Source organism: Pedobacter psychroterrae, assembly GCF_004331695.1.
GTDB lineage: Bacteria > Bacteroidota > Bacteroidia > Sphingobacteriales > Sphingobacteriaceae > Pedobacter > Pedobacter psychroterrae.
Map to the genome: position 1 here is coordinate 1,235,339 of NZ_SJSL01000001.1, position 23,790 is coordinate 1,259,128.

A 23,790-nucleotide genomic window follows, 5' to 3' on the forward strand; every position below is an offset into this window, starting at 1 on the left:
CGGTATAAAATTAGGTAAATAGTTGTTGCCGAGGCTTTACTTTACCAGTTAAAAGTTATTTTTGTTTTTAAACGCTTTATCAATTTAACATTAGCATGAAAAAAATCGCTCTAATTATTTCGCTGATAGTTTCTTTCTTATCTTCAGAAGGACAGATTTTTTATTCCATTAGGGGAGTTGTGAAAGAGTCGTCAGGTGAGACCTTACCTTCAGCAACCATATTTCTGGATGGCTCGGAAAAGAAAACCTCTACCAATGATAAAGGAGAATTTAGGTTGGGCGGCTTATCCCCGGGAACTTATCAACTTACGGTGCATTTTATAGGATACAAAACTTGGAAACAGAATGTGCAGATCCGTGATAAATCAGCAGTTGTAGATGTGAAAATGGAAACTTCTGAAAAGACGCTCAAAGAAGTAGTCATTACCAACACCGCGACCGCAAGTAAATACCTGCAGATGTTTCGTCAAAACTTTCTTGGAGATACCGAGAATGGCCGTTCATGCATGATACTTAACCCTAAAATACTGAAATTTTCGGAGCAGGGTCCCTCCGTGACAGCCAAAACAAAAGATTTTCTTGAAATAGAAAATAGAAATCTGGGTTATAGGATTAAGTATTTGATCCGGGATTTCAGAATCAACCGTTACAGTCAGATAGCGAGCTATACGGGTGAGTGCATATTTGAAGGTATGAAGGGCTCTGAAGAGCAAATGCAGGAATGGGAAAACAACCGCAAACTTGCTTACTACGGTTCCTTAATGCATTATATGCGGTCCTTATACAGCGGATCCACTGATGAGGAGGGTTTTTACGCTTATTTTGTAAAAGATGCAAAAAAGGAAAACCCACGAATTGATACCCAAAAGACCGGCAGACAACACCTTCTAGCATCCAGCGATAGTACATTCCTCACGATGAAATTTCTAGAGCCATTGTATCTGGTTTATGACACGGCAAAAGTGACCACAGAAATCCCCAATGCAGATGAGGAAAGAATAGTAAAATCCATAAATGAGAAAAGAGGATCATTTATGGAGCTTTATCTTGATAAAGCAACTATTGACGCTAAAGGAAGCATTGTTGATTACCGCAGCTTTCTGATTAAAGGTTTATGGGGGACCAAACGTATTGGCGACCAGCTTCCGTTTGAGTATGTGCCTCATTGAACATCGGTATTGGGATTGTTTTATACTGACAATTTATCTAAGTTTGCCCTTATGAATATCTTAATATTAGGTTCCGGCGGAAGAGAGAGTGCATTTGCCTGGAAAATCCGTCAGTCAACGCTTTGCAGTCAGCTATTTATCGCCCCTGGAAATGGCGGTACCGGAGCTTATGGTAAGAATGTCAATATCAATCCAAATAATTTCGAAGCTGTAAAAGCATTGGTGCTTAAAGAGCAGGTCAAGTTGGTGGTAGTGGGCCCTGAGGAACCTTTGGTAAACGGTATTCATGATTTCTTTTTAAACGACGCTGATCTGGCGGGTATTCCCGTTATAGGACCTAAAAAAGAAGGCGCCATACTGGAAGGAAGCAAAGACTTTTCCAAGCAGTTTATGGCCCGCCACGGAATTCCGACACCGGGTTCGCAATCTTTTACCAATGATACACTCGCTGAAGGATTGGCCTATCTGGAGAACCATAGTCTGCCAATCGTGCTTAAAGCTGATGGATTGGCAGCTGGTAAAGGAGTGCTGATCTGTCAGACAGTTGATGAGGCAAAAGAAGAACTGCAACTAATGCTGGGCGGTAAGTTTGGTAATGCCGGCTCGCTGGTGGTAATAGAAGAATACCTTACCGGAATCGAACTTTCTGTATTTGTACTGACAGATGGAGATAATTATGTGATCCTTCCGGAAGCAAAAGACTATAAAAAAATAGGGCAAGGTGATAGCGGACTCAATACCGGCGGCATGGGTTCAGTTTCTCCCGTTCTTTTTGCTGATGAGAAATTTTTAAAAGAAGTAGAGCAAAGCATCATTATTCCAACGATTAACGGTCTTAAGAAAGACAATATAGATTATACCGGCTTTATTTTCTTCGGACTATTTAAAGTAGGCGATAAACCAATGATCATAGAGTACAATTGCCGCATGGGCGATCCTGAAACGGAAAGCGTCATCCCGCGTATTGAAAATGATCTTGTAGACCTGTTTCTTGCCGTTGCAGGAAAAGAACTAGGTGGCTATCAATTGAAGATCAGTCCAAAAAATGCCGCTACGGTTATGGTAGTTGCAGGTGGTTATCCAGGTGATTATGAAAAAGGAAAGGCCATCACAGGAATTGATAACATTCGTCAGTCAACTGCTTTTCATGCCGGAACGGTATTGGAAGGTGGCGTAGTAAAGACTAACGGAGGACGGGTGATCGCAATCACCAGCTTACAGGACAGCCAGTTTGATGCCCTGCAGTCGGCCACTGCCGATGCAGCCCGTATTTACTTCGACGGTAAATACTTTAGAGAAGACATCGGATTTGATTTAGTATAAACCAACACACAATAACCAGACATGAAAAAAACAATTGCGCTTTTATTGGTCTTATCTTTTACTGCTGTGATGTCACAGACATTTGCCGCTTCAAAAGCGTTCTACCAGATCAAAATCTATCATTTAAAGAATGCAGAACAGGAACAAAAAGTAGATGATTTCTTAAAGAATGCTTATTTACCAGCGTTGCATAGGGCCGGAATACCTAAAGCCGGTGTATTTAAGCCAGTGAAGATCGCGGGAACAGAGTCAGGTGAACTGTTGATCTATGTGTTTATCCCTTTTAAATCTATGGCCGATTTTCAGAAATTGCCTCAGAAGCTGGAAAAAGATAAAGCCTATCACCTTGACGGAGCAGCTTATCTCAATGCTTTATATTCGGCAGTTCCTTACGACAGGATCGAAAGTATCTTGTTAAATGCTTTTGAAGGTAGTCCGAATTTTAATCTTTCGGCTGTAAGCACACCAAAAGCAGAACGCATTTATGAGCTCAGAAGTTATGAGGGGCATACTGAGGCGATCTCTAAAAATAAAATTGAGATGTTTAATAAAGGGGATGAAATAGGACTCTTTAAGCGCCTGGGCTTTAACGCTGTTTTTTATGGGGAAGTAATATCAGGCCCCCGCATGCCTAATTTGATGTATTTAACAACTTTTGCAAATAAAGCCGACCGTGACCAGCACTGGGATGCATTTGGAAAAGATGCTTACTGGAAAGTGCTGTCTGCCAAACCGGAATATAAAAACAACGTATCCAAAAATGTTTCGCTGTTCTTATACCCGGCAGATTACTCTGATATTTAAGACCATACCCGGTATTTAGTTTACAGGAAGTACGAACAGGGGCGTTTCGGTTACGGTTAACGGTAATTTTCCGTTGACTACTTTCAGTACTTTCATGCTCATTTCATCCTTTCCAATTTCCGGATGATAGACTTTTGCTTGCCTGACATTTTTAAGCTCCAATGTGTATTTAACTGAACTGCCATCTTCAGAAGGTTTGACCAGTACATATGCCAGTTTGCCCTCGAGCTCGTAAATATCCACAAGCGGGGCTTTAGACAATGCAGATTTGTAAGTGTAATTGCCCATTAGTTTGTTGGCCTGAAAGATATAATCGGCTGCGGGTTTGCGACTACGATCTTTATTAAGCAAGCCTGAAGAGGAAAACCGTCCGCCGCTTTCCATGTTTTCGTCATATGTCTGATAAAGGAATACCCTGCTCACACCATGGCGCAAATAAAGGAGCGATGATCTCAAAATCCAGTCTGCTTGTGTTTCCAGTGCAGTTTTATTGCCGATTGGGATGGCCCTTAAGGGGCTCCTTTGGTCGACGTCATAGCCGGTTTCGGTCATCCAAACAGGTATGCCACCTGCATGTTCCCTTGCCATTTTCATGAAATTATTCGCTATAGAGTCTGCAGCAGACTTTTCAGGTGCCATGCCCCTGGTAGCTTTGACGCCCTGGGTTGATTCATCATCATCAGAATAAAGATGATAATTGATCACGTCCCAGCAAAGGTTGACCGATCCATCTGCCCTATAACCCCTGTTTTCTTGACACCATTTTACCATTTCAATTACATAGGCGGTATCAGGTTTGGCCAGCCCGCCCATGACTACGATCATAGAAGGGTCTGCATTTTTCACTCCTGCGCCAGGCCCCATTGTATTTTTATGTCCGTCATAGAAGGCCGACATATTTGCGGCGTAATGACTTCCGCTCTGGTAGGCTTTTGCGCCCTTCCACCATTTGTCGCGTTCGTTGTCACATTCAATGTAGCGGATTAGCCCCAAACCTTTCTTTACAGTATTCACCTGATCGTTTGCCCATCTGGGTCTGTTGTCGACGCTCAGAAGTACTATGTCGATATTCGTGTTACTCCCATACCTGGCTGTGTACTGAAAAGCCACCTTAGCCTGCTCAATATAGGAATTCGGATCGGAGAAGTCTTTTCCGGACTTTACGGGCACATTGTCCTGATCAGCCCCGGAATCAGCCGGATAAGTGCTAACCATCCATTTTGGAATGGTTTTGAGACAGGCCAGCACGTCGATGCCGTTGCTTTTGCAGGCCTCATACAAGGCGTCATAATTCCAGCCCCCGCTGAGTGTAGGATTGAAAGAATACCTGCCTTCCTCCTGTTCCAGCTTTTCCCAGTCCATGTAATGACGGATGGCGGTAAAAGATTTCATGCCATTTAGCCGGTCCTGGTCTATCTTTGAGGGATCTTTCTCATTTTCAAAGTCCCATTCAAAAGCATTAACTCCAAAAGCATGTTTGAGTGGTATTTTTTCAGTGGGATGCATTTTTGAGGTGATGGATTGTCCATTTATTGAAATGCAGGGAATCCATATACAAGCAGCGGAAAGAAGTGTTTTTAGTAAATTCAATTTTAACATATGAAAGGCTGGCGGTTGAAATTAAGCAATTTAATCGATTTTATACCCCTGCCGGGTAAGATTCTATAGGCACAAATTTCTATATATAAAAGATTAAAAGTAGATTTGCCTGTAACATGAGACACATTGTTACTTTATCCCTTGTATTTTTTAGTCTCACCCATCTCGCGAAAGCTGAGCGGGTGGAGGGGTTAAGGCTCATTACTGAAAAATACTGCAATAAGCAGCAGAATGGTACCGAACTGATCAATATTGATTCAAACCAAGCTGACGACCATCACTATCCTTTTTTTCTGTCTTACAGTGATTTAACCTGTATAGGCGTACTTCCTGAGTTTCGCATTGCCAAGTTCAGAACACGTAATCAAGTTATTGCTGACCTTACCATACGGGAAAAACCTAAGAACAACAGCCCTTAATCTAATCCTATAAGTCATCCTAAGCTACACGTCATCCTGAATTTATTTCAGGATCCCGGATATGCTATTAGACCTGAACTAAAGGTCATCCTGACCTCGAAGAAGCTGCGAAGCTAAATAAATTCAGGATGACGTGGCACACAATATGATGTAGATCAAAGGGTCAGTTGAACAAATCACACAATTAATTAATAATCATAAAACACAATCATAAAACATGTTAGGATTTTTAGCCAAGATATTTGGAAGCAAATCAGAAAGAGATATCAAGATATTGCAGCCTATAGTTACCCAAATAAATGAAGAATATGCAAAGCTGTCTGCTTTAAGTAATGATGAACTACGTAATAAAACAACCCATTTTAAAGAGGTTATTGTTCAATCGTTGGCAGGCATCGATGAAAAGATAAGCGGACTAAAAACTGATGCTGAAAGTCAGGAGCTTTCTTTGTTAGAGAAAACAGCGCTATATGATCAGGTTGATGCATTGATCAAAGACCGCGATAAAGAACTGGAAGTAGTGTTATCTGATATCCTGCCTGCTGCATTTGCAGTAGTTAAAGAAACATCAAGACGTTTTACAGAAAATGAATTTCTGGAAGTTACTGCTACGCAGTTTGACAGGGATTATGCTGCACGCAGAAAGAATGTAATCATACAGGGTGATAAAGCACTTTGGGCGAATAAATGGGATGCTGCTGGAACGGAAGTGCTGTGGAACATGGTACACTATGATGTTCAGTTGATCGGGGGTATGGTACTGCACAATGGTAAAATTGCAGAGATGGCTACTGGAGAGGGTAAAACCTTAGTAAGTACTCTGCCTGCATACCTCAATGCCCTGGCCGGACAAGGTGTTCACATCGTAACGGTGAATGACTACCTGGCCCGTCGTGACTCTGAATGGAACGGCCCCTTGTTTGAGTTTCATGGCCTGAAGGTAGACTGTATCGATAAGCATGAACCAAACTCACAGGAACGGAGAGATGCCTATCTGGCTGACATTACTTATGGTACCAATAACGAATTTGGATTTGACTACCTGCGTGATAATATGTCGCAAACGCCAGATCAGCTGGTACAGCGCAAGCTGCATTTTGCCATGGTCGATGAGGTCGATTCAGTGTTAATTGATGATGCCCGGACTCCGTTAATCATTTCAGGTCCTGTGCCATTTGGCGATCAGCATGAGTTTCATGAATTGAAACCACGCATCGAGCGTTTGGTCACTGCACAGAAAGAATACATTCAGAAGGCACTGAATGAGGCTAAAAAATTAATTAATGATGGCAAAGCCGGCACGGAAGAAGGAGAAGGTGGTTTGGCCCTTTTACGTGCGCATCGTGGTTTGCCTAAAAATAAGGCATTGATCAAGTTTTTAAGTGAAGGAAGCAATAAGCAGACTTTATTGAAAACGGAAAACCATTATATGGCTGATCAGTCTAAAAATATGCCTAAGGTAGATTCAGAACTGTTCTTCTACATTGATGAGAAAAACAACCAGGTAGAGCTTACTGAAAAAGGTATCGAGCTTATTACTAAATCAGGGGAGGATACAAATTTCTTTATCTTGCCTGATGTAGGTACTGAGATAGCAGAGATTGAAAAATCATCGCTGAGCAATGAAGAGAAAATAGCACAGAAGGATGCCCTGATGCGTGATTATTCTATAAAAGCAGAACGCATCCACTCGGTAAACCAATTGCTGAAAGCCTATACTTTGTTTGAGATCGATGTGGAATATATCATCGATGAAGGCAAGATCAAGATTGTAGATGAGCAGACTGGCCGTATCATGGACGGACGTCGTTATTCTGACGGACTGCACCAGGCTATTGAAGCAAAGGAAAATGTAAAGGTGGAGGATGCTTCACAGACTTATGCCACCGTTACCCTGCAGAACTTTTTCAGGATGTACCATAAGCTTTGCGGTATGACGGGTACAGCCACTACTGAGGCAGGCGAGTTTTGGTCTATTTATAAATTGGATGTGGTAGAGATCCCTACCAACAGGGTAATTTCAAGAAAAGATGAGCAGGATTACGTTTATCGTACCATCCGGGAGAAATACAATGCAGTGGCAGAAGAAATTGGCAAACTGACTCAAGCTGGCCGACCAGTGCTGGTAGGTACTACCTCAGTAGAGATTTCAGAGTTATTAAGCCGTATGCTAAAGCTGAGAGGTATTAAACACAACGTACTGAATGCCAAAATGCACCAGAAGGAGGCAGATATTGTAGCTGAAGCCGGACAGCCAGGACAGGTAACCATTGCCACCAACATGGCTGGTCGTGGTACGGATATTAAATTAGGCCCTGGTGTTAAAGATGCCGGTGGTTTGGCCATTGTAGGTACAGAACGCCACGAGTCGCGCCGTGTAGACAGGCAGTTGCGTGGTCGTGCCGGTCGCCAGGGAGATCCGGGCTCATCCCAGTTCTTCGTTTCTCTTGAAGACAACCTGATGAGGTTATTTGGATCAGAAAGGATCTCTAACATCATGGTAAGAATGGGAATTGAAGATGGTGAGGTGATCCAGCACTCAATGATCACCAAATCTATAGAGCGTGCGCAAAAGAAAGTAGAAGAGAATAACTTCGGGATACGTAAGCGTTTACTTGAATATGATGATGTAATGAATTCTCAGCGTTCAGTGATCTATTCAAAACGCAAAAATGCATTGTTTGGCGAACGTCTGGACTTAGACATGAGCAATATGGTGTTTGATGTGGCCGAGGATATCGTATCTGAATACAAAGAAGCGGGAAATTACGAAGGGTTTAAATTGGAAGTGATTAAGAACTTCTCGGCTGATACTACCATCGATCAGGCCGAGTTTGCTTCAAAAAGCATTCATCACTTAACAGATAAGCTGTTTGAAGAGGTAACTGCCTTTTATACCAGGAAGTCTGATGCCATCATTGCACAGGCCATGCCGGTATTATTGCAGGTGTATGATGAGCGTGGCGATCAGGTAGAACAGATCGTTGTTCCGTTTACAGACGGACTGCGTAGCATACAGGTTACTGTGGGACTAAAAAAGGCCATTGAAAACGGCGGCCGCGAGGTTACCAGGTCATTTGAGAAAACGATAGTTCTGGCTTTGATAGATGAGTCATGGAAAGAGCATTTGCGTGAAATGGACGAATTAAAGCAATCCGTACAAAATGCTGTTTATGAACAAAAGGACCCGCTGATCATTTATAAAATGGAAGCATTTAATTTGTTCAAAAACATGCTGAATGCGGTAAATAAAGAAGTGGTTAGTTTCTTATATAAAGGAGGGATCCCTGGTCAAACTGAGCCTGGTGATGTTAGGGAAGCACAGGCGCCAAGACAAGCCCCTAACAGGTTGAAGATGTCTAAACCTGAATTTGCCCAGTCCAGTCATACAGGAATGCCAGAGATGGACGATACCCGTGAGCATGTACCTCAGCAGCCAATCCGGAAGGAAGTTACGGTCGGCAGAAATGAGCCCTGCCCCTGCGGAAGCGGCAAAAAATTCAAAAACTGTCACGGTGCAGGATTGTAATTTGTAATACCCATATAGAATGCCGATTTTTGTAAACAGAATTCGGCATTCTTTTTTTAAGACCCTTTTGATGAAATTATTATTTACCTGTATATCGTGTTGTTTTGCTATTGGCGTATGCGCTCAGACAAGGGGCGTAGTCACCGTAGTCAAAGACCCTTTGATAGATAGTCTCATTGCCAGGCGCATTCAGCTAAATACAGCAAAGCCCGCGTCTGGGGTTGCTGTAACAAAGCCAGCACCAGTAGTTTCATCTATGGGATACCGGGTGCAGGTATTTTATGGATCTGACAGGCGCGAGGTGTTTAATCAGCAGGCCAAGTTTAATTCCCTTTTCCCTGAACATAATACTTATGTCACCTATAAGGAGCCTAACTATTATTTGCGGGTGGGCGATTTTAGGACAAGACTGGAAGCTCAGCATTTTTTGAATGAGTTAAGGCCTATATTTCCAACGCTTTTTATTTTCAGAGAGAAAATCAATGCACCAAACTTAGAATACGATAATGATCAACAAAGATAAGATCCAAAGTCTTTCCACTGAGATATTTGAAAAGGTAGTAGGCTATCGTCAGCACATTCATGCCAATCCTGAACTTTCGTTTAAAGAGTTTCAGACTTCTGCATATATTAAAGATCACCTGAAGGATTGGGGCATCCCTTTTTCAGAAATGGCCAACACCGGTATTGTGGGCATTATCAAAGGTGGTCTTCCTTCTGAAAATATCATAGCCCTGCGTGCAGACATGGATGCTTTGCCCATACTGGAAGCGAATGAAAAACCGTATATTTCAAAGAATGCCGGGGTAATGCATGCATGTGGACATGATGTGCACAGCTCTTCGCTACTAGGTACAGCCTATATATTAAGTAGCCTGAGGGCTGAATTTGGAGGTACTGTAAAACTCATCTTCCAGCCTGCTGAAGAATTATTACCAGGTGGTGCGAGCATCATGATCAAGGAAGGTGTATTGGAGAATCCTAAGCCTCAGGCGATATTAGGGCAGCATGTAATGCCAATGATCGAAACTGGTAAAGTTGGCTTCAGATCCGGTATTTATATGGCTTCAACAGATGAACTGTATGTCACCGTTCATGGTAAAGGCGGCCATGGGGCGCAACCGCATCAAAATATAGATCCTGTGCTGATTGCCTCACACATCATCATTGCACTGCAACAGATTGTGAGCAGAAATGCCGACCCACGCCTGCCTTCGGTACTTTCTTTTGGAAAAGTACAGGCCAATGGTGCCACCAATATCATTCCCAATGAGGTAAAAATAGAAGGTACCTTCAGGACCCTGAACGAAGAATGGCGTAAAGAAGCCAAACGCCTGATGAAGAAGATGGCTGAGGGTATGGCAGAGAGCATGGGCGGAACTTGTGATTTCAGGATCATGGATGGTTATCCTTATCTGATCAATGAAGAAAAGCTGACGGCAAATGCGCGTGCTTTTGCTGAGGACTACCTGGGTAAAGAAAATGTGATTGACCTGGACATATGGATGGCTGCAGAAGACTTTGCTTATTATTCGCAGGTCACCAATGCCTGCTTTTACAGGTTGGGTACCGGAAATAAAGAGAAGGATACGATGCATTCTGTACACACGCCAAAATTCGACATTGATGAAGATGCTTTAAAAATCTCACCAGGATTAATGGCCTACATCACGCTGAAGCAGTTGGGGAATTGATCTTGCCATTAATTTTACCATGAAATAATACACACGTCATCTTGAATTTATTTCAGCATCTCGTTTGAGCAGGTATTAAATAACATGGCCGGGATCCTGACCTCGAAGAAGCTGCGAAGCAAAATAAATTCAGGATGACGACCGACTACAAAATTAGATTAGATGAAAAAAATACTCTTACTGGTGGTTTTGATGGCGGTTTTGGTGAAAGCTTCTGGCCAGGAGATCAATCGCTTTAATCCCGATACGATCAAAACCATACAGCTGGACTCTACGGTAACGGTAACCGCTCAGAAGTTTGGTATTGAAACTTTTATCAATGCCATTATTACTGACGATACCTTTTATCAGGCCTTCAGAAACATGAAGAAATATAGCTTCATTGCCGAAAACCGGGTGTATAGCTACAATAAAAGCAATAAGGTTGATGGCCGTATTTACAGGAAGATTAAACACGATAACGACGGCCCATACAAAATGGTAATCCTGGCCAAACAGGATACTGGTAAGTTGTATAAAAGAAATGGGAAATACCAGTTATACACCATGGAGATGTTTGATTATATCTTTATGAACCCTCAGAATTCTGACCTTCTTAAAGAGGGGCCTATGACCACAGGGGCTAAAGGTCAGGGTGCAAATGAGGGGTATAAAGACAAGTTAAAGACGCTGATCTTTTCGCCGGGCAAGCCAATTAAAGGATTGCCTTTTATAGGCAATAAAACCTCCATATTTACGGCCAATATGCGCCAATACTATGATTATTCGTACGATAGCGGTATTTACCTCGACTCTATTCCCGTTTACAGGTTTAAGGTGGCCGTAAAAAAGGACCTCAGAAGCGGCACAAAGGATGATCTCATGATCAAGAACCTGGTTACGATATTCGACAAACGTAATTTTGCCATCCTTGGTCGCTATGTAGATATGAAATACAGCAACATGGTATTTGATTTTGATGTGCAGATGAATATAGAAATGAGCTACTTTGGTGAGGAAAAACTGCCAACAAAAATTACCTATCAGGGAAACTGGGACTATCCTTTTAAAAACGAAGAGCGGGCGAGTTTTTTAATTGTTCATAAAGATTATCAACTTGGAAAAGGGAAGTAATTTTTTAACTTCGTATACCTAATGGTATATAAAGTATAAAGAATTGAACCGGGCTTACATAAGCTTACAACTAAAAAAACAAATGAAAACCTATCTTAAACCAATGGCATTTATGTCCGCTTTCCTAATGGTACTGTTTTTTTCTGCCATGAAACTAAAACCTAAAAAAATCATCTTCTTCGGAGATTCTATTACACAGGCAGGCGTGCAGCCGGGCGGGTATGTAGACCTCATAAAAAAGGGACTGGGAACGGAGAATTATGAAGTAATCGGTGCCGGTATTGGCGGTAATAAAGTATACGACCTTTACTTGCGTATGGAAAATGACGTGCTCAACAAAAAGCCTGATGCAGTAGTAATCTACGTTGGCGTGAACGATGTATGGCATAAACTATCCAGCAGAACGGGTACGGACTATGATAAATTTATCGGCTTTTACAATGCACTGATCAAGAAGATCCAGGACAATGGTGCAAAAGTTATTTTAGTTACCCCTGCTGTGATAGGAGAGAAAAAGAATGGTGCCAATGAGATGGACGCTGAACTTGATAAGTACTCAGGCGCTATCAGGGAGATCGCTGCAAAGAACAACCTGCCGCTTTGTGACCTTCGTAAGATCTTTACCGATTACAACATCGCTAAAAACGCTGACGACAAAGAAAAAGGGATTTTAACTACTGATGGGGTACACCTGAATCCAGAAGGAAATCAGACCGTTGCGGCAAATCTGCTGGCGATTATCAAAAAGTTATTCTAATAAATGATAGATCAGGATACCATAAACAAGATCATGGATACTGCCCGCATTGAGGAGGTAGTCGGTGATTTTGTAGCTTTAAAGAAACGCGGTGCAAGTTTAATAGGGAATTGTCCTTTTCACAATGAAAAGACCCCTTCTTTCCATGTTTCGGTAGCTAAAGGTATCTATAAGTGCTTTGGTTGTGGCAAAGGGGGCGATGCCGTCCACTTTGTCATGGACCATGAAAAATATTCCTATCCTGAAGCACTGAAGTTTCTGGCCAATAAGTACCATATTGAGGTCGAGGAAACAGTACAATCCCCACAAAATATTGAGGCACAAAATGCACGCGAGAGCCTGTATATCGTGTCGGAATACGCAGCCGATTACTTTGCCAATGAGCTATGGACCGGCGAAGATGGTCGTGCCATAGGCCTTAGCTATTTCAAAGAAAGAGGCTTTAGAGAAGATATCCTTAAAAAGTTCCAGCTGGGATATTCTCCCGATATCTGGGACGCGTTGATACAGAGTGCCGTTGCAGCCGGTCACAAAGAAGATTACCTGGAGAAAACAGGCCTGGCTATCAGGAATGATAAAGGCAAGCTCTATGATCGCTTCAGGGGCAGAGTCATGTTTCCGATCCATAATTTTACAGGGCGGATCATCGGCTTTGGCGGCAGGACACTGAAGACTGACAAGAATGTTCCCAAGTATGTAAACTCTCCTGAGAGTGATATTTACCATAAGTCGAATGTCCTCTATGGGCTATTTCATGCCAAAAAAGCCATCAGGGAATTTGACAATTGCTACCTGGTAGAAGGCTATGCCGATGTGCTGGCGGTACACCAGGCAGGTATTGAAAATGTAGTGGCCTCTTCCGGTACGTCATTGACTACAGAGCAGATCAGGCTGATCGGCAGGTTTACCGAAAATGTGACGATCTTGTACGATGGTGATGCTGCGGGTATAAAGGCATCTTTAAGGGGCCTGGATATGATCCTCGAAGAAGGGCTAAATGTGAAGGTGGTTCTTTTTCCGGACGGACATGACCCCGATTCATACATGCACCACGTAGGTTCAGGGGAGTTTAAGAAGTATATAGAAAACACCCGTAAGGACTTTATTCTGTACAAAGCAGATATTTTATTAAAAGAAGCAGGTACGGATCCGATAAAGAGGGCAGGTATTATCAGGGACATAGTAGAGAGTATCTCCAGGATTCCGGATGACATTAAGGCGGCGCTGTTTGTCAGGGAATGCAGCAGCTTGTTGCAGGTAGAAGAAAGGATATTACTTTCCGAACTCAATAAGATGCGTGCTGCCAGGTTTAAAAAATCCAGCGGGAACAATAATACCTATACATCTTATCAAAATGCCTCTCAGGACGGTCCTCCTGATAATCTTTTTGAAAATCCCACGGATGAGCCAGGAACTTTAGCTGCTGATACTTCTCCGGATAATGATACCCTGCAGGAACAGGAGATTGTGCGCCTGCTGCTTGCTTTTGGTCATGAACTGGTCAACTGGGATAAGATAGACAACATGTATATAGGGTCTTTCATCATGCAAAATCTTTCGGATGTTACTTTTGAAGATGCGATATGCAAACGCGTGATTGAAACTTACAGGGATGAAATTGAAAACGGACACCTGCCGGTAGCCAATCAGTTTATCAAGAACGAAGACCGGCAGATTGCTGATCTCGCGATCACACTCTCTACCTCCCCTTATTCTTTAAGTGAAAACTGGTACAATAAACACCAGATCTATGTGCGTGATGAAACGGTGAACCTAAAGGCAACCATACTTGGTGGTATTTTTCATTTGAAGAAGCGCAAGGTAGACCGCATGCTCCTCAATATTTTGCAGGAGATAAAAGTCGAGATAGATCCGGTAAACCAGGAAATCCTCATGCAGCGGTATTCATTTATTAAGGGGGTAGAAAAAGAGATTTCCAAATTTTTAGGCTCAGTTATATTAAAATAGATGGCAAGTCACAATGATCTGGGAAGACGCGGAGAGCTTATCGCTAAAGAATACTTAGAAAATCTGGGTTACCGCATCTTAAAGATCAACTGGAAATACGGCAGGGCAGAAGTAGACATCATTGCCAATCAGCAGGGAACCATCATTTTTGTGGAGGTAAAAACCCGGACCTCCATAGACTATGGCATGCCTGAAGAATTTGTGAGCCCCAAACAGGAAAGACAACTTGAATATGCATCCTCCGGCTATATAGAACTGAACAACCATCAGGGAGAGATCCGTTTTGACATAATTGCAATTGTTTTCGAAAATAAAGACCTTTATAAAATTAATCATATTGAAGATGCATTCTGGCCCAGTTAAAAATATCCTGAAATCCGCCTCCCTTTTATGCCTTGTAATAGGCATTCTAACCATGACTTCCTGCAATGAAACAGTAGTGACTTCAGCAGTGAGTTTTAAGTATCCCGAACAGGGACAGACCTTTGGTCTTGGCGACGATGTAAAGGTCGAGCTGGACCTTCCGAAAGGGGAAGTGATCACTTCGGCCACTTATTTACTCGATGGAAAGACCATTGAAACAAAAAATAATGCCGAACCGCTGATTCTTAAAACGGCCGGACTGGCGGTAGGCTATAAGATCATTACAGCCATCACCGACAACGGCAGTAAAAAAGATACGGCCACCATTAATATTGTGTTGAACTCAGGCATGAAGCCCCTGCAACTAAGCTATAAGGTGGTCAATGTTCTCCCTCATGATACCTCATCGTATACCCAGGGTCTGGAATACCACAATGGCAGGTTTCTCGAAAGTACCGGACTGGAAGGTCAGTCTACCTTAAGATGGGTGGAGCCGGCATCAGGCAAAACGCTGCAGCGCATGGACCTGGACAAACAATATTTTGGTGAAGGGGCAACTTTAGTCGGTGATAAGGTAGTAATGCTCACCTGGAAAGGCAACATGGGTTTTGTCTATGACGCTAAAACGCTTGACCAACTCAGTACCTTTCCTTACCAGAACAGCCGGGAAGGATGGGGATTATGCTATGATGGTAGTCAGCTGATCAAATCTGACGGAACAAACCGCCTATATTTTTTAAATAAAGAAAGCTTTAAGGAAGAAAGTGCTATTGACGTTTACGACAATAAGGGGCCGGTGGATTCCATCAATGAGCTGGAATTTATCAACGGTAAGATTTATGCAAATATCTATACCAGCGACATCATCGTGGTAATCGACCCCAAATCAGGCATTGTAGAAAAGCACATAGACCTGAGTGGATTGCTGGACAAAGGGTATAAGAAGGTCCCAAGAGATGCCAATATCGATGTCTTAAATGGAATAGCCTGGGATAAGCAAGGAAAACGCTTGTTTGTGACCGGCAAAAGATGGCCTAAACTTTTTGAGATAACGTTAGTTCCCCAATAGGGCAACTAACGTTAAAAGGATATTATTAATTTTTATCTTGTTTCGGCTCACTGATATACCCGTTAAAGGAAATTGACTGCTTGTTATAGCTGTTTACATTTAAAGATGCATAGCCATTTTCACTCACATTCAAGGTCAAAGTCTGAGCATCCTGTGCGTTTTTAGGTTTGATGGTAATGATCCAGTTTCCTTTTTTCTTTCTTTTAGTTTCGTAGGTGAACTCTGTTGAGTTGAATTTAATGCCTGAATCATTGCTGTTCATGGTAGGTGCATAAGCCCTGCCAAAATAAGGCAGATAAGCCGATAAGCTATCCTTTTCAACAAGTAACTGATATCTTGAGCCACCCAGATGGATGATGCCCCCTGCTTGTCCGCCTGGCATCTGGCTTAGGATTGCATTGATCTCAGCATTGGCCAAAGGCAATGCGGTGGTCGCATTGAATACAAAATTTTGGGCATTTACCAGTTTAGTGGTAGTTGCTTTGTCGGTTTGAGCAGATGCCTGAATACCTGTAAGCAGCACTGCGATCATCAAAATACTTTTAAGCGTTTTCATATATGTTTTGTTTATCTGTTTAACAATTAATGAAGTGTATAATAAATATACTCATTTTATTGTATAAGAACAAATTAGCCCCGATAAAGTTTAATTTACCGGGGCTAATTTTATGTCAAATATTTGATACTATCTCCAGGCCTTGTACTGATTGATCAATCCATTAGTTGATCCGTCATGTGTAGAAACTGCTTTATCATCCCCAAGTTCAGGCAAAATGCTTTTTGCCAGTTGCTTTCCAAGTTCCACTCCCCACTGGTCAAAACTGAATATGTTCCATATAATGCCCTGTACAAAAATCTTATGTTCATAGAAAGCGATCAGGCTTCCCAGACTAAAAGGAGTGACTTTCTTAAGCAAAATAGAATTGGTAGGCCTGTTTCCTTCAAATACCTTAAACGGAGCAAGCTCTTCAATTTCAGCGGTCGACTTACCATCCTTATGCAGTTCAGCTACTACCTGTTCTTTTGTCTTGCCGTTCATCAGCGCTTCTGTCTGCGCAAAGAAGTTCGACAGCAGGATTGGGTGGTGATCACCCAGTGGGTTCAGGCTCTGTGCAGGCGCAATAAAATCACAAGGGATCAGGCGTGTACCCTGATGGATCAGCTGATAAAAAGCGTGCTGTCCGTTGGTGCCGGGCTCACCCCAAATGACAGGGCCGGTCTCGTAGCTTATTTCCTTTCCGTTGCGGTCCACATGTTTGCCATTGCTTTCCATATCTCCCTGCTGGAAGTATGCTGCAAAACGGTGCATATATTGATCATATGGCAAAATCGCCTGGGTTTCTGCATCAAAGAAGTTGATGTACCAGACCCCTATCAGACCCAGTATCACGGGGATATTGATCTCAAATTCTGCGGTTTCAAAATGTTCGTCTGCAGCATGTGCCCCTGCCAGCAATTCTTTGAAATTATCAAAGCCGATGCTCAGGGAAATTGGCAGCCCGATAGCACTCCACAGGGAGTAGCGTCCACCTACCCAGTCCCAAAATTCAAACATGTTGGCGGTATCAATTCCAAAAGCAGCTACATCTTTTGAATTGGTAGACAAGGCAGCAAAGTGCTTGGCGATGTCTTCCTGTGCGGCGCCCTTGTCCAAAAACCAGGTTCTTGCGCTGTTGGCATTGGTCATCGTTTCCTGCGTGGTAAAGGTTTTAGAAGCAATCAGGAACAAAGTCGTTTCAGGATCTACCAGTTTCAGCGTTTCTGCAATGTGCGTACCGTCTATGTTAGATACGAAATGCATCTTCAGGTGATTTTTGTATGCTTTTAATGATTCTGTCACCATCACCGGCCCCAGGTCAGAGCCTCCGATACCGATGTTTACCACATCTGTGATTGCCTTTCCGGTATAGCCTTTCCATTCACCTGAAATGATAGCGTTACTGAATTTCTCCATTTTGGCCAGTACCGCATGCACATCTTCGACTACGTTTTTGCCATTTACCAGTATCTCTGCACCGGCAGGCGCACGTAAAGCAACATGCAGTACCTCTCTGCCTTCAGTCTGGTTGATCTTATCTCCCTCAAACATGGCTTTGATCGCGTCATCCAGCTTGCATTCCCTGGCCAGTTGGATCAGCAATGCGATGGTCGTATCATCAATCCTGTTTTTGGAATAATCTACCAGGATGTCTTCAAATAATAAAGAGAATTTCTCAAAACGGCCATCGTCTTCTGCGAAAAGCTGTTTCAGGTTTTTTTCATTGATGCTGATAAAATGATCAGCAAGGTACTTATAGGCGGCTGTTTCTGTAAAGTTTACTGTAGGTAGCATAATATATTAGTGTTTCTGTAAATGTAGTAGTTTATTTTATTTCCTAAAATCCATTTCTGAATAATGATAACATACAAATAAATATCGGCTGATAATCATATATTTAACATAAAAAGAGGAATTTATGAAGAGATTTTACTTTGTCCTGTTGCTGTCATTGCCCGCTGCGGCCTTTGCCCAGAAAAACACTTTAAGGGCAGAGGTGTCAAAAAAAGCACTGAGCATCGAAAAGAAGGTGATCGCATGGCGCAGGGACTTGCATGAACATCCCGAACTGAGCAATAATGAACACAGGACTGCAGAAATCATCGCCAAACATTTAACAGCCCTTGGGATAGAGGTAAAAACCGGTGTGGCAAAGACCGGTGTGGTAGGGATACTTAAAGGAGGAAAACCAGGGCCTGTTGTCGCCCTCAGGGCAGACATGGACGGATTGCCTGTCACGGAGCGTGTAGATCTACCTTTTGCCTCCAAAGTAAAGGCTACTTACAACGGACAGGAAGTGGGCGTAATGCACGCCTGCGGTCATGACAGCCACGTAGCAATACTGATGGGTGTAGCAGAAGTGCTTTCCGCGATGAAGAAAGATATCCCGGGTACAATAAAGTTCATATTTCAGCCTGCTGAAGAAGGGCCTCCTCCCGGCGAAGAGGGGGGTGCCCAATTGATGGTAAAAGAAGGGGTGCTGGAAAATCCTAAAGTGGAGGCCATCTTTGGCCTGCACATTAACTCACAGACTCCTGTTGGTGAGATTACTTATCGGCCCGGGGGTATCATGGCTGCGGTAAATGATATGCAGATCGTGGTGAACGGTCGACAGGCGCATGGCGCCAATCCTTGGAGCAGTATAGATCCCATTGTGATTTCTCACAGATTGTGAATAACCTGCAGACCATCGTAAGCCGTAACCTCAACGTAACAGAGAATCCCGGTGTAGTAACCATTGGCGCCATCCATGGTGGAGTACGTACCAATATCATTCCTGAAAAAGTGGAGATGCTGGGTACTGTCCGCAATTTTAGCAAAGAAGACGAAGCCATGTTTATTGAAAGGATCAAGACCATCGCTACCAAAACCGCTGAGGCTGGCGGGGCAACTGCAGTAGTGAAAATTCCCTATAGTGCGCATTATCCGGTTACATTTAATGACATCGGCCTAACAGAAAAAATGCTGCCAAGCTTAAAGGCGGCTGCAGGAGCAGATCACGTAAAGCTCGTGCCTCCTGTTACCGGTGCGGAGGACTTTTCTTTTTATCAGGAAAAGGTGTCCGGCCTGTTTTTCTTTCTCGGGGGCATGCCCAAAGGGCAGGATCGGCTGAACGCGCCATCGCACCATACGCCAGATTTCTTTATTGATGAAAGCGGGTTTATACTCGGGGTCAATGCCCTGTGCAACCTTGCCCTCGATTATATGATACTGAAGAAATGATTTGATTTACTGAAAAGAAAGACTTTATAAAACGTGCACTTGATATAATTATTTATGTTTGTTGCAAAATTAAAATCATGCCCAGAAAAACTTATGCTATATTAAACATGGCGATTCTCTCGCTTGGTTTTTGCCTGTTTTCTTCGTGCGAAAAAGAAACAGGTAACGAACCAGAACCAAAAATTATACGTGATACCGTAAAAGTTACTGATACGCTAGATATCGATAGGCCAATTAATCTAAAAGCCAGTAAAGGAATATACGGCACTAAGATTTCAGTGTCATGGACACCCATGCCACTTGCTCAAAAGTATGAGCTATATAAGTTTAACGACGCAAGCAGCAAATATGTCCTACTAAAAGAACTAGTTGACACAGCATTTGATGACTTCACGATAGATAACTCGTTAACTAAAGTGTTTTATAAAGTCAGGACTTATAATAACCCTGGTTCTTACAGCAGGTTTAGTGATGCCGATTTTGGATATACCTCGGGATTGAATTACTATAAAGATTTATCTTTTGGCTCTGAAGGTTCCGGTGCTTCTCAATTTAGCTTTCCGATGCACGTCGAGGTAGATGGTCAAGGAAATATTTATGTGAGCGACGAAAATGCCAATCGCGTACTTAAGTTTGATAAAACAGGCAAGTTTTTGGAGAAGTTTTATTCCGGCTACGGTGCTAGGGCAATAGCGTTTTTCAGTAATGGCAATTATATTGCTACTCAGACACAGTTCAGCTACGTCCAGCTATTTAATAGCAGCAAACAATTGATAAATGAATGGGGCAGTTATGGATCGGGAGATAGTAATTTTGGCAACGTAGAAGAATTAACCATTGATGATGATCAGAATATCTGGATCGTAGATGGTATAAACCATAGGATAAAGAAATATGACCAAAATGGCAATTTATTGCTAAAATTTGGTAAACGTGGTACTGCCGACGGAGATTTTGATGCACCTTTTGGAATATGCTATTTCAAGAATAAAATCTATGTGAGTGATACAAGAAATAGCAGAATTGAGGTTTTCGATAAAACAGGCAAATATTTAAAGACTTGGGATACAAAAAATAGTTATTATGCCATTAAGGCAAAAGGAGATTATCTGTACGTTGCAACTTCTGGTTATATTATCAAAACCGATGAAAATGGAGACGTGCAGGAGAAAATCGGACAGGGGCAGTTCCAGTCACTTGTGGGCATAGCAATTGGCCCGGAGGACGAAATTATAGCCTGTGATGTATATGCTAGGAAGATAATCATCTTTAGGAAAGGCTAGACCGAAGAGATCTTTGCTTATTGTGGTGTTTCATGATTTTAATTTATCTTGAATGCATATATTTGCCTATATGACAAAAGACCAGTTACAGGATTTAAGAGATAGAATAACATCTCTGAGGAGGTATCTTTGACGTTGATGAACTTTTATATCAAATAAGCGAAGAAGAAAAAAGAACATTGGCCCCCGACTTTTGGGACAATCCGCAAAAGGCCGAAGGTATTTTGGCCGAAATCAGCACCAAGAAGAAGTGGACAGAAGGGTTTACAAAAGCGAATGCGGTTGTAGAAGATACGGCTGTGCTTTATGATTTCCTGCAAAGCGGTGATGCTACTGAAGAAGAAATGGATGAGCAATACCTAATTGCCCTACAGGAGGTAGAAGTGCTGGAGCTGAAAAACATGCTCAACAGCAAGGAAGACCAATTGCCTGCCGTAATGCAGATTACTGCTGGAGCAGGAGGTACCGAAAGCTGCGACTGGGCCAGCATGCTTTTGCGCATGTACCTGATGTGGGCCGAAAAAAACGGATACAAGGTTACTGAACAGGATTATGCCGAGGGCGAGGTTGCAGGTATCAAATCGGTAACGATAGAAATTGTAGGTGAATTTGCCTATGGCTACCTCAAAGGAGAAAACGGAGTGCATCGTTTGGTACGCATTTCGCCCTTTGACAGCAACAACCGCCGCCATACTTCTTTTGCATCGGTCTATGTATACCCCTTGGTTGATGATACGATCCACATCGACGTTAACCCTGCCGATATCGAGTTTGAGACCTTTAGGGCAGGCGGTGCAGGAGGTCAGAACGTAAACAAAGTCGAGACTGCGGTACGTTTGTACCACAAGCCTTCAGGCATCATCATCAAGAACCAGGAATCACGCTCTCAATTGCAGAACAAAGAAAATGCGATCCGCTTATTGAAGTCGCAGTTGTACGAAGCCGAAATGCGTAAGCGTATGGAGGCTACTGCTTTGGTAGAAGGCAATAAGAAAAAGATAGAATGGGGCTCGCAGATCAGAAGTTATGTGCTCGACGACAGAAGGGTCAAAGATCACCGTACCAATTACCAGACCTCCAATCCGCAGGCAGTGCTGGACGGGGATATCAATGAATTTTTGAAAGCATATTTAATGGAATTCTAATGAAACACTACTTTATCGCAGCAATGATGGTTTTAGCAGCAGGCAGCCTGAACGCACAGGAAATCGTAAAACTCTACGAGGGTAAAATCCCCGGGTCTAAACCAGCACCGGCAGATTACTCAGAGGTATCTCCAACTGGCAATGACGGGATCACGAGGACGGCCAAAGTCACAGATCCTTCCATTATTGTTTACCTTCCTGCCAAGGAAAAAGCTACCGGTGCAGCAGTGATTATATGTCCGGGCGGCGGATACGGGATTCTTGCGATAGACCACGAAGGGTTTAATGTAGCCAAAAGATTTAATGAAATCGGTGTAGCGGGTTTTGTGCTTAAATACCGTTTGCCAAGCGACGCCATCATGGCCGAAAAATCCTTTGGCCCGCTCATGGATGCACAACAAGCCATTTATCTGGTTAGGAAAAATGCTGCCAAATACAACATCAGTCCGGATAAAATAGGCATCATGGGCTTTTCCGCAGGTGGCCATCTTGCCTCCACGCTTACGGTTCATTATGATGATGTAAAGATCGCAAATAAAGAAAAGCTCAGTCTACGTCCTGATTTCTCCATACTGGTCTATCCTGTGGTTTCCTTTGGCGCCTTTGCCCATCAGGGATCAGCAATAAACCTGATCGGCAAAGAAGGCACAGCAGCCCAAAAAGAATACTTCTCTAATGAGAAACATGTGAACGCCAATACGCCGCCTACCTTCCTTGTTCATGCCAACGATGACGGAGGTGTTCCGGTTGAAAATAGTATCTTGTTTAACCAGACCCTTGTCAAAAATAAAGTAAAGGCAGAAATGCACCTGTACCAGGGTGGCGGCCATGGCTTCGGACTGAACAACAAGACTACCAAAGACGACTGGTTTGAAAGGCTGAAAAACTGGATGGAAGCCAATAAATGGCTATAGGTCAGAATTGACCAGGATATCCTGCAACTGCTTTAACTCTTCCACTTTTTCTGCAGAGCCCAGGTTCTCATAGGCAGAGATCAGGTTGCGGATCACACGTCTGATGATCTCTACATTGCTGCATGGGGCATAAAACCCGGGCAATGGTTCCAAATTCAGTTGCCTGAGGAACTGATCTACATCATGCTTGCCAAATATCGCCCCTTTATTAAAGGCATTGATATAAAACAATACGCCAAATTCCTGCTCATCACGTTTACTTTCGTCAATATATCCAAGAATAAAGTGCTGTGGTAAATTGACTCCATACACCGGAATGTCCAGTTTTTGTGCCAGCGTAGCATAGATAATGGCCAGCGAGATCTGATTGCCCTTTTTGCTTTCTATCACCTGGTTGATATACGAATTTTGCGGATCATGGTGATTCTTTGTGTTGCCGCCAAACCCATATACATTGTAAAAAATGTGGTTAATGAGCTTGATCTTCTCTATCGAACTCATCTCATACTGCAGGCCCAGCCAGATCTCCCTTTTAATCTCTTCTATCTGCAGGATTACTTTATCCTCGTCCAGATCCGGATACTGGTATCTGTTGATCACCAGGGCCCCTTTCAGCAGGTCAAAAGCCCCGCTCTGATACCAAAGGTTCAGGTCTTCTTTTACGTTGCTAAACTGTATTTTGTGTACTATATTTTCTATCCGCTCCTGTAGTAAGGCATCAAGTGAATGCTCCCATACATTTTCCAGGAAGTCGATCACCTCATTCCCGTACAGTAAAAGGCGCGCTTCCACATGCTGATAGATCTCCTGATCGGGATCATCAAGCAGTTTTACCAATGCATTGATTTCTTTAGTGTTTTCCATTAAACATGCAAATCTGA

The 23,790-nt window shown here is 42.9% G+C and carries 21 protein-coding genes; 17 read left to right on the top strand and 4 right to left on the bottom strand.

Annotated elements, in window-relative coordinates:
* The first annotated feature begins 95 nt into the window (after positions 1–95).
* The 3 genes from EZ437_RS05445 to EZ437_RS05455 are packed head-to-tail and all read left to right on the top strand — an operon-like array spanning position 96 to position 3,296.
* Complete coding sequence (locus EZ437_RS05445) at positions 96–1,169, top strand: carboxypeptidase-like regulatory domain-containing protein (protein WP_131594014.1); 1,074 nt, start codon at positions 96–98, stop codon at positions 1,167–1,169.
* A gap of 51 nt (positions 1,170–1,220) precedes the next feature.
* Entirely contained in the window at positions 1,221–2,492 is a 1,272-nt protein-coding gene (purD, locus tag EZ437_RS05450; protein WP_131594016.1) for a phosphoribosylamine--glycine ligase, read from the top strand.
* 21 nt (positions 2,493–2,513) lie between these two features.
* On the top strand, positions 2,514–3,296 hold the full coding sequence (locus EZ437_RS05455; protein ID WP_131594019.1) for an NIPSNAP family protein: 783 nt from the start codon (positions 2,514–2,516) through the stop codon (positions 3,294–3,296).
* A gap of 15 nt (positions 3,297–3,311) precedes the next feature.
* Here EZ437_RS05455 and EZ437_RS05460 read toward each other — a convergent pair whose 3' ends face one another.
* On the bottom strand, positions 3,312–4,895 hold the full coding sequence (locus EZ437_RS05460) for a beta-galactosidase (protein ID WP_131594021.1): 1,584 nt from the start codon (positions 4,893–4,895) through the stop codon (positions 3,312–3,314).
* A 116-nt stretch (positions 4,896–5,011) separates the two neighbouring features.
* Between EZ437_RS05460 and EZ437_RS05465 the strand changes: the two genes are divergently transcribed.
* From EZ437_RS05465 to EZ437_RS05505, 9 genes are all read left to right on the top strand, one after another.
* On the top strand, positions 5,012–5,314 hold the full coding sequence (locus tag EZ437_RS05465; protein WP_131594022.1) for a hypothetical protein: 303 nt from the start codon (positions 5,012–5,014) through the stop codon (positions 5,312–5,314).
* Positions 5,315–5,531: 217 nt separating this feature from the next.
* Positions 5,532–8,843, top strand: a complete 3,312-nt coding sequence (gene secA, locus EZ437_RS05470) for a preprotein translocase subunit SecA (protein ID WP_131594024.1) — start codon at positions 5,532–5,534, stop codon at positions 8,841–8,843.
* A 70-nt stretch (positions 8,844–8,913) separates the two neighbouring features.
* Positions 8,914–9,366, top strand: coding sequence for an SPOR domain-containing protein (locus EZ437_RS05475; RefSeq protein WP_225869497.1), 453 nt, complete (start codon positions 8,914–8,916; stop codon positions 9,364–9,366).
* The gene (locus tag EZ437_RS05480; protein ID WP_131594028.1) at positions 9,350–10,537 is read left to right on the top strand and encodes a M20 metallopeptidase family protein; all 1,188 of its coding nucleotides are present in this window, start codon (positions 9,350–9,352) and stop codon (positions 10,535–10,537) included. Before EZ437_RS05475 ends, EZ437_RS05480 begins: the two co-directional genes overlap by 17 nt.
* 162 nt (positions 10,538–10,699) lie before the next feature.
* Positions 10,700–11,650: a hypothetical protein gene (locus tag EZ437_RS05485; RefSeq protein WP_131594030.1), complete on the top strand. Its 951-nt coding sequence runs from the start codon at positions 10,700–10,702 to the stop codon at positions 11,648–11,650.
* 82 nt (positions 11,651–11,732) lie between these two features.
* Positions 11,733–12,407 (top strand): SGNH/GDSL hydrolase family protein, encoded by a 675-nt coding sequence (locus EZ437_RS05490; RefSeq protein WP_131594032.1) that lies wholly within the window; start codon positions 11,733–11,735, stop codon positions 12,405–12,407.
* 3 nt (positions 12,408–12,410) lie between these two features.
* Positions 12,411–14,375, top strand: a complete 1,965-nt coding sequence (dnaG, locus tag EZ437_RS05495) for a DNA primase (protein WP_131594034.1) — start codon at positions 12,411–12,413, stop codon at positions 14,373–14,375.
* Complete coding sequence (locus EZ437_RS05500) at positions 14,376–14,738, top strand: YraN family protein (RefSeq protein WP_131594036.1); 363 nt, start codon at positions 14,376–14,378, stop codon at positions 14,736–14,738.
* Positions 14,739–14,790: 52 nt separating this feature from the next.
* On the top strand, positions 14,791–15,807 hold the full coding sequence (locus tag EZ437_RS05505) for a glutaminyl-peptide cyclotransferase (RefSeq protein WP_225869498.1): 1,017 nt from the start codon (positions 14,791–14,793) through the stop codon (positions 15,805–15,807).
* 25 nt (positions 15,808–15,832) lie between these two features.
* On the opposite strand, the gene EZ437_RS05510 is transcribed toward EZ437_RS05505, so the two are convergent.
* Entirely contained in the window at positions 15,833–16,363 is a 531-nt protein-coding gene (locus EZ437_RS05510) for a DUF4251 domain-containing protein (protein ID WP_131594040.1), read from the bottom strand.
* A 129-nt stretch (positions 16,364–16,492) separates the two neighbouring features.
* Positions 16,493–18,139, bottom strand: coding sequence for a glucose-6-phosphate isomerase (pgi, locus tag EZ437_RS05515; RefSeq protein ID WP_131594042.1), 1,647 nt, complete (start codon positions 18,137–18,139; stop codon positions 16,493–16,495).
* A 124-nt stretch (positions 18,140–18,263) separates the two neighbouring features.
* On the opposite strand from pgi, the gene EZ437_RS21820 reads away from it, so the two are divergent.
* The 5 genes from EZ437_RS21820 (at position 18,264) to EZ437_RS05535 (ending at position 22,909) form a co-directional block, all read left to right on the top strand.
* On the top strand, positions 18,264–19,019 hold the full coding sequence (locus EZ437_RS21820) for an amidohydrolase (RefSeq protein ID WP_225869499.1): 756 nt from the start codon (positions 18,264–18,266) through the stop codon (positions 19,017–19,019).
* A complete protein-coding gene (locus tag EZ437_RS21825) occupies positions 19,016–19,567 on the top strand; it encodes a M20/M25/M40 family metallo-hydrolase (protein WP_225869500.1) in 552 nt (183 codons plus the stop codon). Before EZ437_RS21820 ends, EZ437_RS21825 begins: the two co-directional genes overlap by 4 nt.
* 77 nt (positions 19,568–19,644) lie before the next feature.
* Positions 19,645–20,850: an NHL repeat-containing protein gene (locus EZ437_RS05525; protein WP_131594044.1), complete on the top strand. Its 1,206-nt coding sequence runs from the start codon at positions 19,645–19,647 to the stop codon at positions 20,848–20,850.
* Between the two features lie 70 nt (positions 20,851–20,920).
* A protein-coding gene (prfB, locus tag EZ437_RS05530; RefSeq protein ID WP_131594046.1) for a peptide chain release factor 2 occupies positions 20,921–21,995 on the top strand; the annotation gives its coding sequence in 2 pieces (ribosomal slippage) (positions 20,921–20,980 and positions 20,982–21,995; 1,074 coding nt in all).
* Positions 21,995–22,909, top strand: a complete 915-nt coding sequence (locus tag EZ437_RS05535; protein WP_131594048.1) for an alpha/beta hydrolase — start codon at positions 21,995–21,997, stop codon at positions 22,907–22,909. Before prfB ends, EZ437_RS05535 begins: the two co-directional genes overlap by 1 nt.
* Here the strand turns inward: EZ437_RS05535 and EZ437_RS05540 are convergent.
* Positions 22,904–23,773: a transglutaminase-like domain-containing protein gene (locus EZ437_RS05540; protein WP_131594050.1), complete on the bottom strand. Its 870-nt coding sequence runs from the start codon at positions 23,771–23,773 to the stop codon at positions 22,904–22,906. The genes EZ437_RS05535 and EZ437_RS05540 overlap by 6 nt on opposite strands.
* Positions 23,774–23,790 lie beyond the last annotated feature (17 nt).